We start from the raw sequence: 19,550 nt of genomic DNA, 5'->3' as shown, positions 1-19,550 counted from the left end.
GCCAAATATGTTTATTGTAGAAAGTTATACCACAGCCATTTTATTTTGTTTCATTACCATGATCTGCTGGGGATCCTGGGCAAACATGCAGAAACTGAACTCGGGCACCTGGCGTTTCGAATTGTTTTACTGGGACTATGTGATCGGCATTTTGCTGTTTTCCATCCTGTTTGCCTTTACAGCAGGCAGCATGGGCATGCGAGGCCGTGCTTTTCTTCCCGATCTGGCACAGGCCGATCCTGCAAATTTATTGTCCGCCTTTACCGGCGGTGTGCTTTTTAACCTGGCCAATATCCTGCTGGTAGCTGCCATTGCCATTGCCGGCATGTCTGTCGCCTTTCCTACAGGCATAGGCATAGCATTGATCCTCGGCGTGGTGGTAAATTATCTGGCTAAGCCGGAAGGTGATCCCCGTGTACTTTTTTCGGGCGTACTGCTCATTGCAATTGCCATATTGCTAAATGCAAATGCTTACCGACGGTTAAACAGGAAAACAAGTAATTTTTCAATGAAAGGACTGGTTATTGCCATTGCAGCGGGCATTATGCTGGGCTTCTTTTACAAATACGTTGCAGTGTCTATGGTTTCAGACCAGCTCAATCCTGAACCGGGTAAACTTACACCGTATACTGCCCTGGTTTCGTTTGCAGCAGGTATTTTTGTCAGCAATTTCATTTTCAACAGCTTTATCATGTACAAACCTTTCGTGGGCGGGGCCATTCCATGGTCGGCCTGGTTTAAGGGTTCTTTTAAAGACCATGCCATGGGCATTATTGGTGGCCTAATCTGGAACCTGGGCATGTCGCTGAATATCCTGGCCGCGGCCAAGGCCAGCCCTGCCATTTCTTATGGGCTGGGCCAGGGGGCAACCGTAATTGCAGCAATATGGGGTATTTTTATCTGGAAAGAATTTAAAAATGCGGACAGGCGTACCAATAACCAGCTGTACATTATGCTGGCCCTCTATGTGGCTGGCATAGCCTTGTTAATTATTGCCCGCAGTTAAACCCAGTACAATATGAAGCAAACTATTTCACGCAAAAATTTTATAAAAGGTTGTTCGGCCACACTTGGCTTAATAGCTACCGGATTAGGCAGTTTACAAGCGGCAGCACCAGATGGCGACACCAGTTTTTACCAGGGTCAGGCACAAAAACCAGCAGGGGGCATCTTAAGAGGTTCCTGGGTGCAGACAGACCTAGCCCAAAAGGGAGACATTACCCTGCAGCAAAGTGCAATTATAGTAGCTAAAAATGAACATTCGGCCGTTCATCAGGCAGCTTTGTTCCTGGCCGCTGATATAGAAAAGATCAGCGGATACCGCCCAGCCATACAGGAAACTGTAGTAAAGGGCATTGTAAATATTGTTTTGCAAACTGCAGGAAATGGCAATGCACCAACGGCCCCGCTGAACCGCCTGAAAAACAAACGGGAAGCTTTTGCTGTACTGAGCAGCAACAATACCGTTTGGCTGCTGGGTGCTGATTTCCGCGGAACAGCTTTTGCAGCTTATACCCTGAGCGAAGGGCTGGGCATAGACCCTCTTTATCTGTGGACAGGTTATCAGCCCCTGCGGAATACCAATTTAATATTGAAGCAGACAAATTTCTTTGCCGATTCACCTACTGTAAAATACCGGGGCTTTTTTCATGATGATGAGGATGTGTTGCCAAGGCCTTTTGATAAGTATGGTTTCCCCTTGCGCATAGGAGATGTACCTTTGGAATGGTACCAACGATATTTTGAGACCGCGCTGCGCCTGAAAATGAACATGACGGCACCGTATGTACGTGTACACAGGCGCTACGAAGTGCAGAAATGTGCGAGCGACTGGGGCCTGTATTACACCTCCCATCATTATGACATTTTACTGTCCAATCCTTTTGGCATTGAACGTTTTCACCTGGCCGAAAAAAGAGGGGTAAGTAAGGAATGGGACTGGTTTAAAAACAAGGAAAACATGATCAGCTACTGGCGTGGCGGGGTTGAAGAAAACAAGGACATCAATGCAATATGGCCTGTAGGCCTGCGTGGAACTGATGACCATGCTTATGAATTCCCGAAAGATACACCCGAAAAAGAACAGGCAAAAGTATTCAGGGACGCCATTGATGCACAGGTAAAAACAGTAAAAGAACTGGTACCTGCCAGTGAGCCTGCTGCATTTCATTTTACATTGTATACTGAAATGCTGGAAAAATACAGGAAACACCCGGAAGACTTTAATGTACCCGAAGATGTGATCCTGGTATGGCCGGACAACAACGACGGACTGATGCGCGACCTGCCCAATGGTCCCGATAAATGGAAGCATGGGGTGTATTATCACCTGGCTTATTTTGGCGGGGCGCCAACCAAACAAGGCACGCATGTGATTACACCTTATCGTATTGCTGAACAGTTTAAGGCCATTGTAGCTGCCGGTGCAACTGAGTTTATGCTCGTTAATGTATCCGAAATGCGGGAACACATTATGGAAGCCAGGATGATTGCAGACATTTGCTGGAATGCAACTGCAGTATTAGACCAGAAGAATGCCGCCGAAAACTACCTGCAATGGTGGGCCCGGGAATATTTTGGCATGGCAAATCCAGCTGTCATAACAAAGGCTTATCAAAATTATTATGAATTGATTGACAGTTCCGAAAAAACCTATTTTGGCGCCACACAGTTTGAACTGATCCTTGACCAGCTGCACCGCAGGTTCAATAGAAATCAGCCGGCAAAATTAGAACCGGCTAAAATAGCTGAACTCAAAGGCAGGAATGAAAAATATGAGGATGCTTTTAAACAGATTAACCTGGTATTGCCCCAATTGAACAGGGAACAACGGCAATTCTTTTTTGAACACCTGGAACTGGGTTTAAGGATAGACCATCGGCCAACGCAGGCTGCACTGCTCTTGCTACAGGCGTTGGCAGAACCCAATGATGCCAGGGCCTGGAACCTCATTGCAGCAGCAATGATACCACTTGAAAAACTGGAGGTGGAAATTCTCAGGGCAGAGCGGCCACCTTTCGACAAATGGTATATCCCAACCTGGATCAGGACACCGGTAGCCCCATTTAACATACACCGGTCTTATACACAACTACGGGAGTTTATGGCCAATAATGGAACTGAAACGCCTATAAAACCCAGAATGACATTTGGGCATAACATTGATGGTGCCAGGTTATGGAGTGATTTTATAGAGGAATCGGCAAGGATAAAAGCTACTTACTGATACAATCGTTTTTTTCAAATCCGGATTCAACCTGTTTCTTCCCGAAAATAAAGCTCGATCTCATCGCCAATAGCATCGACAGTAGTTTCATTAAGTATAATTTCGAGTCTTTCGCCTATTAGTTCAGGTTCGTAAAGTGGTAAATCTCCCGGCTCTACATCTTCCTTTTCTATCAGCTCCCATTCATCCCCGTTGTAATATACTGCTCCCATTACACCACCATAATAAATTACCTTATAATAATTTTCCTTTACCGGCAAAATGGTCACAGTGACTTCTTTTTTGCCATAACCAATTCTGATGTTAAATGCGCTGTCCATTTCCTTTTTAGCGTTTAATAATAATCCATAAGTAACTGAAATGCAATAACAAGCATTATTACAAAATGTTTTGTTTATTATTTATTTAAATTTTCTAAACAAAAACTCAGGAAAGAAGTTTATACCACTGCTAATACTTTTATACACCTATTAAAAACAAATACTATGGCAACAACAAAAACCGGCGGCGCAAAGACAGCTGCTAAAACCTCCAGCATTTCGATCAAGTCTAAAACAGGAAAAATGGAAGATTCTGAATTTCACGAATTCTTTGTAGATGAGCTGAAAGACATTTACTGGGCAGAAAAACATCTGGTAAAGGCTTTACCTAAAATGAAAAAAGCAGCAACAAGTCCAGAACTGGCAGCAGCTTTTGAAAAACACACGGAAGAAACCAACACCCACATTGCCACTTTAGAACAAGTATTCTCTTTATTGGAAGAAAAGGTACAAGGCAAGAAATGTGATGCGATGGAAGGTTTATTAAAAGAAGCCGACAGTATTATTGAGGATACCGATTCCGGCACTATGATTCGTGATGCAGGACTGATACTGGCTGCACAAAAAGTGGAACACTATGAAATTGCTACTTATGGTACATTAGTTGTATTTGCACAGAATATGGGCCATACCGATGTAGCTGAACTGTTGCAATTTACCCTCGACAATGAAAAGGCAACCGATGTGGCTTTAACCGAAATTGCAGTAAGTTCCATTAACGAACAGGCAGCTGCAGAATAATAACCTGCTTCAAAACACACCTTTTTCCGATGAGCCTAAGGTTCTATCAGAAAAAGGTGTGTATATTTAGATCACTTAGTGATATACCCAATGAACATTGAAGATTTACGTGACTACTGCCTAAGCAAGCCCGGAACAACAGAAGGCCTACCCTTCGGAGAACAAACATTAGTATTTAAAGTAGGTGGTAAAATATTTCTGCTTATCGGGTTAGAACAAGCCAACCGGTTTAATGCCAAATGTGATCCCGAACGGGCTATAGAATTACGTGAAAGACATCCTGAAATTATTCCTGGTTTTCATATGAATAAAAAACACTGGAATACCATTTATATGGATGGTGGTTTAAAACCAGCACTCATTCGCGAATTGATTGACCATTCTTATGAACTGGTTTTTGAAAGCCTGCCTAAAAAGCTGCAATAAATGGCGTGTATAGCCATCCTTTTTGTCGCATCCAACCCATAAAAATAACGGTTACTATATATACCTTTATTATAAGGAAGTCACCAAACCCAGATCATATGCAAGATGAACCACTTACACCCTTTAAACAAACAGCTGAACAACTTATAGATTTACTAAGTAGCCAGGAAAGTGAAAAATTAAACAAAAAACCTTTGAATGGCGGATGGTCAGCAGCTCAAATTGGTGAACATATCTTAAAGTCCTATGCATCTGTTGAAACTCTAAGGGGGAGAACCGAACCTAGCCAACGCCCTGCTGATGAAAAGGTAGCTTCTATAAAAGACCTGTTCCTGGATTTTGGCATCAAAATGCAGTCGCCTGTAGAAATATTACCTTCCGACAATTTCATTTCCAAAGACGGTTTACTGGAGGATTTAAAAAACCGGATTGAAGAGTTAAAAGAGATTATTAAAACCAGGGATCTTACAGCAACCTGTCTGGATTTTGCCATTCCCGAATATGGATACTTCACCAGGTTAGAATGGATATGGTTTAATATATTTCATACCCAAAGACACATACATCAATTGAAACATATTAAAATTGACCCCCATTAAGGCCCCATAAGTTTACACCACAATGTGATCGCCCGGATAATACTTTTAATTTCTAGCTGGATCATTCAATAGGCTTAACTGGCTTCGGAATTTCCCGTACCTCTACTTTCCCACCGTATAGAAGAACAGGGCAGGATTTCGCAAGCACTAAAGCCTGTTCTATACTTTCTGCCCGAAGAACCAGGTTACTGACAACTTTGAGATTACCGGATAAGACCGTTTCTTTTTTGATCAGATGCTCCTTTCCTGATACCGTGTAACTTTCTCCAGGAAAAGCGAAGCTCAATATATAAACGCCTTCTGCTTTCCATTGTTCCAGCAATTTCTCCCATAAGGGCCCCACTAATTTTGCCTGTTCTGTACTATAAGTGTCGGGCACCCTTACCAATAAACTGTACTGTTTCATTTGATCTTTTTGCTGGTGATGATTACTATTTTTCTGTGCATAAGTTTTGCCACCTATGAATGCGAGGCAAATAAAAGCCGCGAATAAACCTGATTTCATTTGTCTTTATTTTGATACAAATATCAATCTGTTGGCTGTCCCGACATTGTAAAAAATCATTGATTTACCAATATTGGCCCGACTTGAAAAATTCTGTTGGTGTCTGTCCTGTAAAAAGCTTAAAATCTTTATTAAAGTGGGGCTGATCATAGTAACCATGTTCAAGTGCAATCTCGGTAAAGGTGGATGGTGCAGGATTTTGGTCAATAATGGTTTTGATTTTTACTATGGAAGAAAATTGTTTGGGAGTAGCGCCAACCACTTTTCTGAATCTTTTCTCAAAAGCATCATTGCTGATGTATAAACTTTGAGCTAAGTCATTAATCTTAATTATTCCATGATTTGAATGAATTCTGGCTATAGCTTCCGATACAAGCTTGTCGGGCTTGTTGTGGTCCAGCTTTGAGTATAAAAATTGCTCCACAATGGCAATTGTTGCCAGATCATTTGTTGCTTTAGCTAAGCGCTCTTCTACAATTGAAATTTCAGATGACGGAAAGAAATTATCTAATGAGATACTTTCCTCAAATAACGCCTGAAGCGGTTGCCTGAAAAAAGCAGATACGCCCGTTTCTTCAAACTGTACAATTAAAGCCGCTGTTTGGGCCGCATAATTGATCAGCCGTACAGATTTTCGCAAACCCGAAAATGTTGCGGCAGGTAATGCTGTTTTGCCCGTTTCAGTGATGTACGAAATTTGGCCCCTAAAACGAAACGCAATCGCAAATGAAGTATTTGGTATAACCCTGTTAATCCGTTCATCCCTGCTCTCTATAATTTTGTAAGCTTTGATGAATGGCCGTAATATTACAGCAGGTGTATACGTTTTCATTTTCACCGCAATTTTTTAGGTATTTAAGCCAGCCTAAGTTAATAAAAATGGATCCAATATAAAGATATTATCCCCTTTTATTACATTTATATTGGTATTGCAAGCGTGTTGGTTTGGTGTTGAAAGGGTTTTTTTATGGTTCCACCCCTATCCAACACCGGCACAATACGCTCTCAAAAACCATAGAAACTGTACCTCATATTAATGGGAATTTTAAGCATGCCGTAGCCAGGACAACAGCCATCCTGCTTGACATAAAAATTACCTTCTCTGAAACGGCATAGCGTCTTTCGCTTTTTCAGCGAATTATGCAGCCGATGAAGAGAAGGTAATTTTTAAGGATTCAATACAATCAATGCCACCGAATTGCCCTCCAGTTTTAATGGTATGGATAAAGAGGCTGCATAATCGTAAGCCTGCTCAACACTGGCAGTTAAGCTGTTTTGCGAGGGATTACTATAGATGTTGTTGTTTTTACTGTCTATCATATACACCTTGGCATTGATCTTCCCTGTAAATGTAGCCTGCGGAATGTTATTGATCTTTACACTGATCTCCTGATCGGGCGTGAAATTGGTATAGTTAAAATTCCAGACCAAAACCGCAATCCCTTTGCCATTACCCATAGCGGCTAGTGCGTTGATGCCCAGGCCCTGGGCAGATAATTTTGCGGAAGTCGCTTTTACACGCGTACCCCGGTCTGAAATCTGTTTGCCAAACATCAGGGCATAGCCATAAGGATTGGGATAAGCATTATTTAAATCGGCCAGTTCGCTTTTATGCAGAATTTCGCCATGGCTGATGGCCCAGTTAAACACCCGGTCTACCCCACCCTCATACAAATAAAATGCCTTTGCCAGTTGAGCTGGTGCCCAGGCTGTCATGATCTGCGCCCGTACCCATGCTGCAGGAAGAAAATCGCCTCCCGACAATCCATACTCCGTTACAAAAACAGGTCTGGGTGTAATCCCTTTGGCTGCCAGTGCCGCTGTAATCTGGGGTTTAGCCGTTTCAAACAGTTTAGGGTTAGTCTGTTCCGTATAACAGTTCATACTGAAAAAATCCAGCCGCCTGCCCGGATCTGTATCTGCTGCATATAAAGTCAGAAACTGGTTGGTATAATCTACCAGGGCCGAAAAATTAGTGGTACTGGTAAATGCGCCGTTACTCAGCATCAGCCTGTTGTTACCTGCCAAACCCAGCTCGGCATTCGCCGCATTAATGGCCTTATAATAATCTTTATACACTTCGTAATAGCTGGCCGCAGATTCGCCAGCATAATCAGGTTCATTGCCTGCCTGTATATATTTGATTTTCGGGAATTTAGTTTTGTAATAGATAATGGTCTGTTTGATAAAGTTTTGAAACAGTACGCCCTTACCATCGCCTGGCAATGGTGTTGTCGGCGAGGATTTATAAGCCGTTAAGGCAATCAGCAGCGAATCGGCACAGGTAGAATAATAGGCCAGAGAAGTTTCTGCCGGCACATCACTACTGTATTTGTAGTTATAGCCCTTACTATTAATGGTACTCAAAGCCAACCAGGTACGTATGGTTTTATGGTTTAGGCCCTGCAACCAGAGGCGTGCCTTTTCGCCCGGCAAATCCGAAGTGGTGGAGTGGACGTTTGATTGTTCAAAACGCATCACGTCTCCCTGTGCTACCGCACAGTCTACCGTAACCATTGCAGATCCGTTGCCCCCGGTAACAGGGGGCAATTCAGGCATTACAGGTACAACAGGCTGAGGGGCGTTCTTTACACAGCCCATGGCCAGTACAAGAACCAGCAGCAATCCGGGAATATTTCTTTTTAATGTGATCATATATTTAATTTTTTAAAGTCCAACTGCTTCTTTCCATGATGTTGCTATCCTGATGCCATCAATGGTCACCTTTAACGGAACACCTGTATTTTGTCTAACAACTATCCTGGTTAAAGCAGTAGGATCGGCACCAGATACATTAGATACTGCACTTGGTGTAGCTGGCTCTATGGTTGGTATTACTCCACTTAGGATGTACAAGGTTGAATTATTGGTAGCGAATTCGTACTTGCTTACCACCAGATAAGTAACCCCATAATCCAGATCTGCCGCAGCATAGGTTACAGTTGTAGAATTCCGGCCTAAGCCCAATGACATTTTACTGCCGTTTGCTTTAGCATAGATCCTGTTAAAATAAGCTGGCGTTGCTCCTGCTGCCCCATCTCCAAAAGAATAGAAGAAATCGGCAGTAGTTGGCCCTGAGGCGAAATTCATCAATTGTGCGCTGTAAACTACTCCGCTTGATTGCGCAGGAAAATTCATTGAAACGTCTTCAGAAGACGAGCCATTGTTTTGCATTACCAACGCTCCTCCGATACCCGACCCTGCATATCCGGTATAGGTTAAGCCAGGTGACAAATATTGAACCGGCCTTGTTGCACTTGCAGAGTAGGCAGTCCATTTACCACCCGATACCGCTGTAATGGAATTTGCGACCGTACCATAGTTAAAATCTTCTTTATGCACCAGCACTCCAGGTATGGCCACTCCAAATTCTACTCCGCTAACATTTACAACCGCATCAGGAACAGTACCCGAACGATGTGAAATGGTTCCGGTTACTGTCTGGTTTATACCTGTAGTGGCCAAAAATCTGGCATAAATAGTTACAGGTGTAGCGTTGGCTGTAGCAAAAGGAATGGTTAAAGTGCTGCTGAAAGTATTGTCATCCAATGATACCTGGAAGTTTGCACTTGCACTGATCAGCACGTCTGAAGTTAATTTCGTAGCGTTGAGCACGTACGATTTTGAATCAGAAATTGTACCGGTAACCACGCTGCCAAAAGCGAGTCCGGGTTCTGAAGTTCTGATCTCCGGAATTACAATTGGGTTTCCTTTAATGGTAATACTGGCCGTTGAGTTGATATTGGCTACACTGAGTCCTCCGGTAGCAGAGCTCAGCTTTAATACCAGCGTTTTTTCTCCTTCAAAATTGTTTAAAGAACTCAGCTGAAAGGAAATCTGGGTAGCACCTTTAGGCAGGTTAAGGGTTAAGCCTTCAACCGGTATGGCTGGTGTGGTAGTATACTGGTCTGCAGCTATAGTACTCTGGTTATCTACTGTAATCAGTGCCGTAGCATCTGCTTCAAGTGGTAAGGATAGGGGTAAGACAATGGTTAAAGGATCTACGGTATTGTTCTCAATGGTATAGGCATTGGCCGCAAACCTGATGGTACCCACATTTTGTGGCACGTTAAATTTATCCTTTTTACAGGAATTAAGCAGCATACCCATAATCATAATGCTCATGATGAGTCGGGTTTTGATGCCTGATGAATGCGCAGCTATTAGATTCATAATCTTCTTTTTTTGTGAATTTTGATTACCAGCCCGGGTTTTGTATCAGCTCTGCTGATTTATTGACCTCGCCCTGCGGGATTGGCCACAGGTAATATTTCGGTGCAACAAAGGCCGGTGTACGGATATTGATCAGTTCGTAAGTATAGGTTGCAGGTGTACCGGTACCTAGCCTGGTGATTTTCATCCCGTGCAGGGTTTTATTGGATACATTTTCTGCAATCTTCCATCTGCGTACATCCCAGTAGCGATGCTCTTCAATAGCCAGCTCTACCCTTCTTTCATTCTGGATCACCGTCCGCATCCCTTCTTTAGTAAGCCCCTCCGCCAGTCCATAATCGTCTTCCGGACCAGCCAGTATGCCTGCGCGCTTGCGAATGGCCTTGAGCTGTGTGTATGCGGTTTGTGTATCACCTGCCTCATTACTGGCTTCGGCATAATTTAACAGGATCTCGGCATAGCGGATTAAAGGAAAGCAGCGTTCTGTTGCCGATGAGGTGCTACTGGCAATGGTATTGTCGTCCAGCATTTTTCTTAAATAATAGCCGGTTTTGGTAAAGTTAAAACCGTCCTGCGCAGCACCTGCGTAAGTAAATACCGGTGTAACGGTTTTACTGGTGTTCAACCGTGGGGCTTCATTGTACAGGATGCTCCAGTTGAAACGGGGATCGCGGTTTACATAAGGATTTGTGGGATCATAACCTGTAGGGTTTCCAGGCGATTTAAGGTCCTCCGTAATCGCTTTGCCATTGATGGTACCAAAAGCATCTACCAGTTCCTGGTAGGGCATGGCACTGCCCGACCCTGTCCTGGTCGCCGGATCCCAGATGGCTTCCAGCGTACGGTTATTACCAGCCATGGAAGCCAGTATGTATTCACTGTTTTTGCGCAGGGTAAATACTTTCTGAAAGCCCAGACCGCCAGCCAGCTCATAAAGACTGTACTGGTTCAGGCTGATCACATCCAGCGCTGCTTTTGCAGCCTTGCTCCATCGGGCAGGATCGGCATTCGGATAACCCAATACCCCATCCATATCTACCCGGCCGTTAAACAGCGGGCTTGCAGCATACAACAGCAACCTGGATTTTAGTGCCAATGCTGCACCTTTGGTAATGCGTCCAAAATCGAGCCCGGTTTGTACGAGTGGAAGGGCCAGGGCAGCAGCATCGCATTCCGATTCAATATAATTCACACATTCTTCATAAGTGGCACGCTTGCCTGAAACCGGGTCAGTGGCGCCATAAACCACATCGCCTACCAGCGGCACGCCCCCGTAATGTTTAATCAGGATAAAATAATACCAGGCCCTTAAAAAGCGGGCCTCACCGGCAATCCTGTCCCTTAAACGCTGAGATAGCGGTGTGGTCTGCAAATGGCTCAGCAATAAGTTTACCCTTCTAATGTTGGCGTATGTAGTTACCCAGGCATCAGTAGGCACATTTAATGCACTGATTGCTCCAGTCTGGAAAATGACGTTAAATGCAGTAGCACTGAGCAACGAGCCTTCCACCTCATCACAAATGCTGTATACCCCTACACTGCTGCCAAACCTTTTAGGATCGGAACTAAAGCCAATATCAGTATAAATCCTGGTTAGGAACTGCATAGTGCGGGCACTGTCTGCAAAGGTACTTTCTTCTGTTAAATCTGTGGTTTTAACCTGCTCCAGCACCCCTCCTTTTTTACAGGCTGCAGCCATTAGAACCATAAAGATTGCAGCTAAAAATATTTTCTTTTTCATCGTCTTAAATATTAAAATCCAACTTGCAGGCCCAGGTTAATTACTTTTTGCACAGGATAGGTTCCGGCACTGCCACCGCTGGCGATTTCCGGATCCTGTGAATACAGATCAAAATTGGCCCAGGTGTACAGGTCATAACCGCTTACATAAATCCTGGCCGAACTGATCTTGACTTTACTGGTCCATTGTTTGGGCAGCATATATCCGATATCGACCGATTTTAACCGGATGTAATGGGCATCGACCATCCAGAAAGAAGAGGCATTTGAAGGACTGCTTGGCCCGGCAAGATCATTGCTTAAGCGTGGAAACGTTGCTGTTGCCGCGGTTTCTGGTGTCCACCTGCCCAGGGCAGATTTTTGCAGGTTGCCCTGGAAAGGGATAACCCCTGCCGTTGCGATCCGATAACTGTAATCGAAACTGCCCTGAAAAAATACATTTAAGCTGAAGCCCTTGTATTCTACACCTAAGGCTGTACCCAATACGGTTTGTGGCAAATTAGGTTTACCAATGGCCCGGTAATCTTCCTGATCAATTAACCCGTCATTATTGGCATCTTCATATTTGATATCTCCAGGTTTGGCATTTGCAACATGCGCATAATTATCAACTTCTTCCTGTGTCTGGAAAAAGCCCAGGGCATTATAGCCAAAACCCTGGCCTATTGGAAGGCCAGTTTTTGCCAGGTATGCATATCTTGGTGCAGCCTCTCCCTGGTACACCACTTTGTTTCTTGCCCTGGAGAAGGTAAAGCTGGCCGAATAATTCAGGTTACCGGTTTTATGACGAAACCCAAGCTGCCCGTCAAAACCTTTGTTTTCGGTAATGGCCGAATTGGTATAGGGCAGGTCGACACCGATAATCTTCAACACGTCTTCTTTGATATACAACTGGTCGTAACGGTAATCATAGAAATAATCTGCCGTTAAGCTTAGCTTTCCGCCAAAAAATTGTGCATCCAAACCGATATCTGTTTTTTTGGATTTCTCCCAGGTAATGTCCAGATTTCCTAAACTACCTTCCTGTATACTGGTAAAAGTATTAGAACTTTCACCAAAATTATAGTTTGGACCCGTTCCATAAATCTGTTCTGTTTTATAGTTGTTGCCCTTTGTAATGTCGGACCCGGTCATTCCCCAGGAACCTCTTAATTTTAAGAGATCGATGAATTTAAAGTTATTTTTCATAAAAGGTTCTTCAGCAATGTTCCAGCCTGCAGATACTGCCGGGAAAAAACCTTTGGTTTTTTTTCCAACAAACTGGCTGGTCCCGTTATATGCCCCGCTAAAATCGACCAGGTAACGCTGCTTATAATCATAACTGGCCCTGTATGAAAATCCGTTGGAACTTACCGGTGCATACTCCTGTAGCAGTTTAACATTGGTATCTGTATTGTAACTGCCTTTTGTAACATCATTTATATTATAAAGCACCAGCCCCCCAATATTGTGGTTTCCGAAAGACCGGTTATAATTAATCTTGGCCAGGGTATTCAGCGTTTTCCTGGTAATGGCATTTTCCGCAGAACTCTCCAGGGTTAAGGGCTCCAAACGATACAGGTTATTGCTGTGAATGGTGTAGGTATTGTTTACCGGGTTATAATAAAAGGCCGGGATGTTGTTGCGGTAAAGTTTTCTGTCATAACTCACATCACCTGAATAGGCAATTCTGGCCTGTACAGATAAACCCTGGGTAATAAAATCGAGCTTATGATCGGCACTCACGAGTACATTAAACTCATTTCTGTAGGTTTTATCGTAGCCCTGTAAAGCCAAGCGGCCAATCAGACTGGTTTCATAGAAGGAACTCCTTGAGCGAAATGCCCAGGGGTAACTCCCGTCGGGGTTAAGTAAGGGCTCTGCATAAGGCGGAAGGCGCTGAAAGCTATATACGGTGCTTAAAGGCGAGGTGGCAATATGTGGTTCTGTAATGGTACCAGTGCGTCCGGTTACGTCTAAACGTAAGGCCAGGTCTTTGGTGGCCTGCATATCCAGGTTGGACCGGAAGGTATAGCGCTGATAAGCATAATTGTTATCGGGGGCTTCATACGTACCTTTGCTGAAGTTTCTGAGGGCCCCGTTCTGAAATACCTGTCCGGCGGATACAAAGTATTTGATCTTTTCACTGCCTCCGGAAATGTCTACGGTATTGCGGACCTGGTAAGCATTGTTTCTAAACACGGCATTGTACCAGTCTACATCCGGATGTCCATAAGGGTCGTCTTTTAAACGCCAGTGCTCCAGGTCTGCATCAGTAAACTCCGGCGGTGTGCCGTTGTCGTCATTCCTGATGGCCTCGTTTTTTAAGCTGGCGACGGTATAGGCGTCCAGGAAATTTGGTTTGTGTACGGCAGACTGCAAACCAGATTCCGTATTGAAAAATACTTTTGGCTTACCTATCTTGCCACGTCTTGTAGTGATCACCAATACACCGTTGGCGCCCTTGATTCCATATACAGAAGTAGTAGAGGCATCCTTCAGGATGGTAAAGGTTTCAATTTCGTTCACATCTAACTGTGCCACCTGATCGTAAGTATATTCTACATCATCGACGATGATCAAAGGTTTCTGCGATTCGCCCGAAAGTGAGTTGACCCCCCGGATGTAAAAATCGGCGCCGGTTTTTCCGGGCTGGCCAGAGCGCTGCTGCGAAATAAAACCCGGCGCACGGCCTGCCAGCGTATTCTGGATATTTGGCGTGGGTGTAGTGCGCACATCAGCAGCCGAAATGGTACTGATGGCACCTGTATTTGTTATTTTCTTGGCTGTTCCAAAACCAATTACCACCACCTCTTCCAGGCCCTTGGTGTCTTCTTTCAGTGTAATGTTTACGGTGGTTTTGCCTGCCACATTCACTTCCTGTTTCAGGTAGCCTATGGCTGTAACCTCTAAAATATTGGAATTCCCTTTCAGGGTAATCCGGAACTCGCCTGTTTCATTGGTGCTGGTCCCGTTGCCCTTTCCATTTTTTTCCTGTATGCTCACCCCCGGTAAACCACCTGCATTATCTTTAACCGTACCACGAATTGTTGTTTGTGCAGTTGCAATAAATGACAGCAAACAACAGTTGAGCAGGATGATCATTTGTATTATTTTCTTCATAATCTTATATCATTTAAGTTTTAATAAGCCCTTCCGGGATTATTATTGATATCCTTCATTTTGTGTTAGGTTTACATTTTTGGAAATTTCGCTGTACGGAATGGCATACCTGTACATCCTTGGTGCAAAAAACTGGAAAGGTATGCTCAAGGTTTCTACCTGGTAGCTCAATGCGGTTCCGGTTTTGGTAATACGGATGCCATGTAAAGGTTTGTTGTACACCTGTTCGGCAATTTTCCAGCGCCTTAAATCCCAGAAACGCTGTTCTTCAAATGCCAGTTCCACTCTCCGGTCATTACGGATCTGTTCGCGCATCTGATCGGCCCTGAGGCCATCAGTAAGGCCATAAGTATTTGGTGCTGTACCCAGCAGGATACCGGCCCTTGCCCTGATGGCCCGCAGGTAGGTATATACCGAATCCGCGCCTGTACCCGGGCCATCCACTTCGTTTTTAGCTTCTGCAAACAATAGCAGGATATCGGCATAGCGGAATATCGGGAAATTATGGGTCTGGTTGGAATAGGCTGTTCCATTAGAAAAATCGGCCATGAACTTACGCATATAATAACCCGTTTTGGTCTGTACAGTTGAATTTCCCGGACGGTCCCTGCCGCCGTTAAATGTTTCGACCTCACGGCCTAACCAGCGTGAGCCATTCCGAAATACCGTTAAATCCAGGCGCAGGTCGCGGTTGGCATAAGGATCATTTGCATCATAACCTGTCGGATTGGAGCCCGATTTCAGGTCAGTTGTAATCGGCAAACCTTTTCTGGTCGGAAATGCATCTACAAGCTCCTGGGTAGGACTGGTCCGCCCGCGGCTGGCTGTAGTACCATTAATAAAGCCAACAGGTGCATTATTGGTTTCCACATCAAATGTCAGCGCCCTTTGGTAGGCCAGGATCACCTCGTTATTTTTACGGACAAGAAAAACATTGGCAAAAGAAGTTTCCAGGCTATATACACCCGTCCTGATCACATCAGCCAGTGCATTTTTTGCTTTTCTCCATTTACCGATGTCATTTCCTGGGTTATTCAGCGGGCTGGCTGCCAGTACCAATGCCTTAGCCTTTAAGGTTAAAGCAATGGATCTTGTGATCCTGCCGTAATCTCCAGCAGGGATCGGGTCAGGTCTTAAATCGCCGCTAATGGCATCACATTCACTTACTATATAGTTTACACAATCGTCAAAAGAATTGCGTGGCAGTCTCAGGTCATCGTTAATGGTCAGTACGCGGTCGCCCAGCAAAGGTACCCCACCATAACGTTTAATCAGTTCATAATAAAACATGGCCCTTAAAAAGCGGTTTTCTGCCTTCCAGTACTGGCCCTGTATAAATATGGCAGGATCAGACTTTTTCAGGTTCACTTTGGGAAAGTTCTGTACAAAAAGATTACATTTCCTGATGCTAGTGTAATTACTACCCCAGGCATCATCACCATTTACCAGTGCTGAATAGCCCCCATTGGTGAACCTGGAAATGGCCGTATTGTCGGCTGATGGAACGGCATCATCACTGGCTGCATCCAGTAAATTACCATCAATCCTGTTGTATCCATTGGGCAGGCCGGCATAAATATCGTTTAAAAAATAACTGGCATTGGTACCCAGCGAATCTTTGGAATCCCATAGGTATTCTTCTGTAATTAATTCCAGGGGACGGTCTTCCAGTTTCTGACACGCGGTAAAGACCAGGGCTGTAAAAGCCAGACTAAACAATGAATATTTATAATTTATCATGTTCTTAGCATTTATAATTTAACATTGAGGCCTATATTGAACGTTCTGCGGAGCGGAAAAATAGAGTTATAACCTTCCGGGTCGCTATAGTTTAGTTTATCAAAAGAGTATACGTTAAATGCATTTGCAAAAACACGCACACTGCTCAGTTTAATCCTGCTGGTTAAACTGGCCGGTATGGTATAGCCCAGATCTACATTTTGCAGGCGCAGGTAGGCCATAGACTGTACCCAGAAACTTGAGGCGCGCTGGTTATTGGTATTGGTACCGATAGAAAGTCTTGGGTAAGTGGCATTGGCTGCATTGGCAGGGGTCCAGCGGTTTAAATGCTGCTCAAATGCCTGTGCATTGCCGCTGTTCTGGAAATCAAACTCCCTGGCATCAGCTACCGAATTGTAACCACTGGCAAACACAATGTCCCGGTTAGCCACCCCCTGGATGGAAATACTCAGATCAAAGCCTTTTACATTAAAACCGGTAGTCAGGCCATAATAGATCATTGGCTTTTGGGTACCCAATGCCGTTTCATCAAACTGGTTGATGATGCCGTCCCCATTCAGGTCCTTATATTTAATATCGCCCGGTACAGGGGTATAACCATCTACCGCAGGGCTGGCATTGATATCGGCCTGCGACTGGAAAAAGCCATCGGCCAGGTAACCAAAAACCTGGTCTACAGGTAAACCGGTACGCTTTTGATAGTCGTACTGGCGAAAAATCTCGTCCTGATAAATCACCTTAGATTGCAGGATGGAAATGTTTCCGGAAACAAAATAACCGAAGGAGGCCGATTTATCATTCCAGGAAACACTGTTCTCAAAGCCGCTATACCTGTTTTTGCCTACATTTTCTGCAGTGTACGTTTGCCCGATCAGCTGGATCGTTTTGCCCCTGTTCTGCATCAGGTCGGAATAGCTGTCGTTAAAATACTCTGAGGTAATTTTAAATCGACTGGCAAATAGTTCCAGGTCTAAACCTATATTTAATTTATTTGCTTTTTCCCAGGTTGCATTTGGATTGGCCAGGGGCAGTTCCCTGTAATACCTGGCAACGGCTGGTGTTGAGCCAAAATAATAGGCCGCAGCTGATGCACCATAATCATAATATTGATCGTACACATAGTAGCCTACATTTGCATTGCCCGTGCGGCCATAATTGATACGTGGCTTAAGGATACTGATCCAGGATACATCCTTTAAAAAATCTTCTTTAGCCAGGTTCCAACCTAAGCCTGCGGCATAAAATAAGCCAAACCTGTTGCCCGGTTTAAAGCGGTTATGCCCGCCATAGCTCAATGCCGCTTCAGCAAAATATTTTTCTTTAAAGTTATAGGTGGCATTACCGGCAATATTGGTATAGCTGGCAGGCAGGTCCAGGTTGACGGTGGTCGACTGGTTATCAGCCAAAGCCAGCAGGCTCAGGTTGTGCCCGTTAAAACTTTTATCGTAACCCAGGCTTAACTTACCATATGTATAAGTACGGCGCGTACCTATAGATAAGGTGGTCGACTGGGCCCTGCTGGTCCCTATTTGTGTGTAAACAGGTGTTCCACTGCCAATATCCAAATTGTACACCAGAAAATCTTTGCTCCTGTCTACCGAGGTAACCACGGTATTGTTATAGGAAATATTTCCTTTAACCCATAGACCCGGTACCAGATCACTTAGCTTTTGTGTAACCTCCATATCAGCAGCCAGGTCCCTTGCGCTTGATTTACGATATCCCGAATTGTTGAGCATGCCGTAAATGTTATTTGAAAAGGTACTGTTGCCCCCCAAAGAACCATCAGGATTAAAAATACTGTAGGCATTGTTTGGGGTATAAGTTATGGCCGAAAAAATGCTGGAAGTAGTACCACCAGGCTGATTGGCATCCTGGATGCGGCCAAAAATATTCAGGCCAATGTTCAGGTTTTTATTGAGGTCTATACTCACGTTAGACCTTACAATATAGCGGTCTACACCAGAATTGGTATTGTACGTATTGATATCTGCAGTATTAAAAAAGCCGCCCTCCCGCTGGTAATCCATGGCCACATAAAAACGGGCAGTTTCATTTCCGCTGTTGATGTTGATGTTAAAACGGTCTAATGCTGCATTTTTGTTCAGGAAAAGTTTACTATAATCGTTATTGGGATGAAATAAAGGATCAGAGCCAGTCTGGTAAGCCAGAATATCGGCAGCGGAGTAAACCGGTGCCAGTCCGTCGTTATTACGGGCTTCATTGTAAAGAATGGCAAAATCTGCAGCAGAAACAGGTTTAGACTTATTGATCATGCTTTGCAGACCATGCTGGGCAGTAAAGGACAATTTAAATGGTGTAGCTACAGGTCTTTTAGTGATCACCTGGATAATGTTACCTGAGGAACGCTGACCAAACATAACGGTAGACAAAGCATCCTTCAGGATGGTGACCGACTCTATCGATTCGGGTTCTATGGAACTGAAATCCCTGGGTACACCATCAATTAAGATCGTAGGTATCTGGCCCCTGATCTTAAAATCAACTACCGATATGGGATCATCCGTTGCCTGAACCCCACTTCTCTGCCTGGTATACAGCCCAGACAACCTGCCTGGCAAAGCCTGTAGAAATGAGGGCGCGGGAGTGGTGATCAACTGTTCGTTATATACGGTAGCAGTTGATTGGAGCAGGTTACTTTTTTGCTGGCTTTTATTGAGCAGGTAAACGCGGCTTGTGTCTACGGCAGCTGTCTGAGAGAAAACCAGTGCCGGCGTTAAAGCCGGGATCAATAAAAAAAGTAACCGTACTATTTTTCTTTTCAAGTAGTAATTACACATAAATATGTTTTAATAAATGAGGTTTAAATTGACAGTGTTCTTAAAAAAGATAGCTGCATAAGTGCATGCCGGAAAAATGGCTATGCTGCTGAAGTATAGTTTTGCTCATACACTTTTGGTTTAATTTGGTTTGTTTATTTGGTTTGTTTGTTCAATATTAGTCTTTAAGCCAATGAT

At 44.1% G+C, this 19,550-nt stretch carries 14 protein-coding genes; 5 read left to right on the top strand and 9 right to left on the bottom strand.

The genetic code is table 11. The features are described 5' to 3' along the window. Positions 1 to 7 precede the first annotated feature (7 nt). Both PHEP_RS06555 and PHEP_RS06550 read left to right on the top strand, forming a co-directional pair. Positions 8 to 1,006: a GRP family sugar transporter gene (locus PHEP_RS06555; protein ID WP_012781470.1), complete on the top strand. Its 999-nt coding sequence runs from the start codon at positions 8 to 10 to the stop codon at positions 1,004 to 1,006. A gap of 12 nt (positions 1,007 to 1,018) precedes the next feature. After that, on the top strand, positions 1,019 to 3,226 hold the full coding sequence (locus PHEP_RS06550; protein ID WP_012781469.1) for a glycosyl hydrolase 115 family protein: 2,208 nt from the start codon (positions 1,019 to 1,021) through the stop codon (positions 3,224 to 3,226). Positions 3,227 to 3,252: 26 nt separating this feature from the next. Here the strand turns inward: PHEP_RS06550 and PHEP_RS06545 are convergent, their stop codons facing one another. Further along, entirely contained in the window at positions 3,253 to 3,546 is a 294-nt protein-coding gene (locus PHEP_RS06545) for a hypothetical protein (RefSeq protein ID WP_012781468.1), read from the bottom strand. 165 nt (positions 3,547 to 3,711) lie between these two features. Here PHEP_RS06545 and PHEP_RS06540 point away from each other — a divergent pair, with 165 nt between their 5' ends. From PHEP_RS06540 to PHEP_RS06530, 3 genes are all read left to right on the top strand, one after another. Next, a complete protein-coding gene (locus tag PHEP_RS06540; RefSeq protein WP_012781467.1) occupies positions 3,712 to 4,287 on the top strand; it encodes a YciE/YciF ferroxidase family protein in 576 nt (191 codons plus the stop codon). Positions 4,288 to 4,377: 90 nt separating this feature from the next. Continuing rightward, positions 4,378 to 4,713, top strand: coding sequence for an MmcQ/YjbR family DNA-binding protein (locus tag PHEP_RS06535; protein ID WP_012781466.1), 336 nt, complete (start codon positions 4,378 to 4,380; stop codon positions 4,711 to 4,713). Positions 4,714 to 4,811: 98 nt separating this feature from the next. Further along, complete coding sequence (locus tag PHEP_RS06530) at positions 4,812 to 5,312, top strand: DinB family protein (RefSeq protein ID WP_012781465.1); 501 nt, start codon at positions 4,812 to 4,814, stop codon at positions 5,310 to 5,312. A gap of 61 nt (positions 5,313 to 5,373) precedes the next feature. Here PHEP_RS06530 and PHEP_RS06525 read toward each other — a convergent pair whose 3' ends face one another. From PHEP_RS06525 to PHEP_RS06490, 8 genes are all read right to left on the bottom strand, one after another. Further along, complete coding sequence (locus PHEP_RS06525) at positions 5,374 to 5,817, bottom strand: YciI family protein (protein WP_012781464.1); 444 nt, start codon at positions 5,815 to 5,817, stop codon at positions 5,374 to 5,376. 64 nt (positions 5,818 to 5,881) lie between these two features. Next, positions 5,882 to 6,649 carry a helix-turn-helix transcriptional regulator gene (locus PHEP_RS06520; RefSeq protein WP_012781463.1) on the bottom strand — a complete coding sequence of 256 codons (768 nt, stop codon included), beginning with the start codon at positions 6,647 to 6,649 and terminating at the stop codon, positions 5,882 to 5,884. A 335-nt stretch (positions 6,650 to 6,984) separates the two neighbouring features. Beyond that, positions 6,985 to 8,472 (bottom strand): hypothetical protein, encoded by a 1,488-nt coding sequence (locus PHEP_RS06515; protein ID WP_012781462.1) that lies wholly within the window; start codon positions 8,470 to 8,472, stop codon positions 6,985 to 6,987. A gap of 12 nt (positions 8,473 to 8,484) precedes the next feature. Further along, a complete protein-coding gene (locus PHEP_RS06510; RefSeq protein ID WP_012781461.1) occupies positions 8,485 to 9,990 on the bottom strand; it encodes a hypothetical protein in 1,506 nt (501 codons plus the stop codon). A 25-nt stretch (positions 9,991 to 10,015) separates the two neighbouring features. After that, the gene (locus tag PHEP_RS06505; protein ID WP_012781460.1) at positions 10,016 to 11,731 is read right to left on the bottom strand and encodes a RagB/SusD family nutrient uptake outer membrane protein; all 1,716 of its coding nucleotides are present in this window, start codon (positions 11,729 to 11,731) and stop codon (positions 10,016 to 10,018) included. 11 nt (positions 11,732 to 11,742) lie between these two features. After that, a complete protein-coding gene (locus tag PHEP_RS06500; RefSeq protein ID WP_012781459.1) occupies positions 11,743 to 14,832 on the bottom strand; it encodes a SusC/RagA family TonB-linked outer membrane protein in 3,090 nt (1,029 codons plus the stop codon). 42 nt (positions 14,833 to 14,874) lie between these two features. Continuing rightward, positions 14,875 to 16,572 (bottom strand): RagB/SusD family nutrient uptake outer membrane protein, encoded by a 1,698-nt coding sequence (locus PHEP_RS06495; RefSeq protein WP_012781458.1) that lies wholly within the window; start codon positions 16,570 to 16,572, stop codon positions 14,875 to 14,877. An 11-nt stretch (positions 16,573 to 16,583) separates the two neighbouring features. Then, on the bottom strand, positions 16,584 to 19,373 hold the full coding sequence (locus PHEP_RS06490) for a SusC/RagA family TonB-linked outer membrane protein (protein ID WP_012781457.1): 2,790 nt from the start codon (positions 19,371 to 19,373) through the stop codon (positions 16,584 to 16,586). Positions 19,374 to 19,550 lie beyond the last annotated feature (177 nt).

This window comes from Pedobacter heparinus DSM 2366, assembly GCF_000023825.1.
Lineage (GTDB): Bacteria > Bacteroidota > Bacteroidia > Sphingobacteriales > Sphingobacteriaceae > Pedobacter > Pedobacter heparinus.
This window is presented reverse-complemented; position numbering and strand designations above follow the sequence as displayed.